The organism is Moorena sp. SIO2C4 (assembly GCF_010672485.1).
GTDB classification, from domain to species: Bacteria; Cyanobacteriota; Cyanobacteriia; order Cyanobacteriales; family Coleofasciculaceae; genus Moorena; species Moorena producens.
In genome coordinates this window covers 1-2,068 of sequence record NZ_JAAHGN010001220.1, presented here as the reverse complement: position 1 = coordinate 2,068, position 2,068 = coordinate 1, and the positions used below count along the sequence as shown (strand labels likewise).

General features: G+C 44.5%; 2 protein-coding genes. Both read left to right on the top strand.

Going from position 1 to position 2,068, the window contains the following annotated elements; all coding sequences use genetic code 11:
- Window positions 1-368 (top strand): four helix bundle protein (locus F6K20_RS35830; RefSeq protein WP_287297997.1); only part of this gene is annotated, 368 nt, incomplete at its 5' end.
- Window positions 369-466: 98 nt separating this feature from the next.
- Window positions 467-2,068: non-ribosomal peptide synthetase (locus F6K20_RS35825; protein WP_287297995.1), on the top strand; the 1,602-nt coding region annotated here is incomplete at its 3' end.

Sequence of the window (2,068 nt, the reverse complement as noted above, 5' to 3'; positions counted from 1 at the left end):
AAGTTAAGAGTTATCGAGACTTAAAGGTTTGGAATCGGGCAATGGACTTGGTTGTACTATGCTACCAACTTACTTCTAAGTTACCAAAAACTGAGATTTATGGACTGAGCAGCCAAATTCAACGAGCTGCCGTTTCAATTCCAGCTAACATCGCTGAGGGGAAAGGGAGACTGCATTTGGGAGACTATATCCATCATCTCTCCATAGCTAATGGATCTCTGAAAGAATTGGAAACACATTTGCTAATTACTGGTAGATTATCTTATCTTAAAAACTCGGAGTTACAACCTGTTTTAGAGCTAAGCGATGAAATAGGAAGAATGCTCAACATTCTGATCGAAAAACTCAAGGATAATAAGAAAAATTAGGTCATCGGAAGAATTGGTGTTTTACCTAACACCTAACACCTAACACCTAACACCTAACACCTAACACCTAATACCTAACACCCAAAACCTCAAAGTATATGAATACCATACCTCAGTTATTTGAAGCCCAGGTAGAACGAACACCTGATACTATTGCGGTTGTGTGTGACAACCAGCAGTTAACCTACCGAGAACTTAATGGCAAAGCGAACCAGTTAGCCAGCTATTTGCGCTCCTTAGGTGTAGAACCGGAAACCCTTGTGGGGATTTGTGTGGAGCGTTCTATCCATACAGCGATCGGACTTTTGGGGATTCTTAAAGCAGGGGGGGCTTATGTGCCCTTAGATCCATCCTATCCGAGCGAGCGTTTGGAGTTCATGCTCCATGATACCCAGGTGTCAGTGCTGTTGACGCAACAGAAATTGGTGGCGGAAATTCCCGAATATCAAGGACATCTAGTTTGCTTGGATACAGATTGGCAGAAAATAGCTGTAGAAAGCAATACTAACCCAGTCGGTAGGGTTGGAGCAGAAAACTTAGCTTACATTACCTATACTTCTGGGTCAACCGGAAAGCCAAAAGGGGCAATGATGCCCCATAGAGCGGTTTGTCAAAGCTGGGGCTGGCTTCAAGAGACTTTTCCCTATCAGAAAAGCGATCGCGTTTTGCACAAAGCCTCTCTCAGCTTTGATGTTTCCAGTCGCTGGGAGTTATTTTGGCCTCTAATGGCTGGAGCTTGCGTTGTTTTAGCAAAACCAGACGGTGAAAAAGATAGTGCTTACATAGTTCGGCTAATCGCCCAAGAGCAAATTACCGTTGCTTATTTTGTTTCCTCTATGCTCTCGATTTTCCTGGAAGATCCGGGCTTGAAGAGTTGCAGGAATCTCAGACGAATCTTTGTAGGTGGGGAAGCATTTCCCTTTGCTCTCAAACAACGCTTTTGGGAGAGCCTTCCCAATTGCGAAGCAATTGAAATCTACGGCTCTACTGAAACCATTGTTGTTAGCTCCTGGAACTGTCAACCAGAACCAGAACCGCGTAACTTTTCTATAACTCGCCCGATTGCTAACCTGCCAATTTATATTTTAGACCAGCAAATGCAACCCGTTCCCAGAGGAGAAACTGGGGAACTTTACGTAGGCGGAGACTATCTCGTCAGGGGGTATCTCAACCGCCCAGAATTAACAGCAGAAAAATTCATCACCAACCCCTTTGAAAATTCAAAAGTCATAGACGCGAAAGCGGCTTCTCGAAGAGTAAGTCAAAAGTCAAAATTATACAAAACAGGAGACTTAGCTCGCTATCTTGCCGATGGTAATATTGAGTTACTCGGTCGTAGCGATCATCAGGTAAAAATTCGCGGTTTCCGCATTGAACTAGGGGAAATTGAAGGAGTACTTACTCAACACCCTGTGGTGAGACAAGCCGCAGTAATTGCTAGGGAAGATATTCCGGGTGACAAGCGCTTAGTCGCTTATATTGTCAGCACTGTGGGTGAAGAATCTCGGATAGAAATTGTGCCAGAATTGCGAAGACTTATCCAAGCAAAGCTGCCAGAATACATGCTTCCTGCCGCATTTGTGGTTTTAGACGAGTTGCCCCTAACCCCTAATGGTAAGTTAGACAGGCGATCGCTCCCTGCACCTAATCCCGAACGACCTATTTTAGAGCAAGAATTTGTCCCACCCCGTACCTCACTA